Genomic DNA, 236 nt, shown 5'->3' with positions numbered 1-236 from the left:
CGATGGAGATCGTGCAGCGGCATGCGCTGCAGGACGCGCGCCTGCGCTTCATCGCCAATCCCGACAACCCGGGCTTCGCTGTCGGCTGCAACCAGGGCGCGCGAGACAGCTGGTCGCCCTGGCTGGCCTTCGTCAATCCGGACCTGATGGTGGAGGCCGATACGCTCGCCCGGCTGCGTGCGCACGCAGCCCACGCGGCCGGCGACGCGTTGCTCGGCGTCGATCTGGTCGACGAG

At 70.3% G+C, this 236-nt stretch carries 1 protein-coding gene; it reads left to right on the top strand.

Translation table 11 applies throughout. From position 1 onward, the window contains the following. On the top strand, window positions 1–236 hold a 236-nt coding region (locus tag M2D63_RS26110; RefSeq protein ID WP_285865923.1), incomplete at both ends, for a glycosyltransferase family 2 protein.

The sequence above is a fragment of the Pseudomonas sp. BJa5 genome (assembly GCF_030272875.2).
GTDB lineage: Bacteria > Pseudomonadota > Gammaproteobacteria > Pseudomonadales > Pseudomonadaceae > Aquipseudomonas.
The sequence above is the reverse complement of the archived record's forward strand: the minus strand, read 5'-3'. Positions and strand labels throughout refer to the sequence as shown.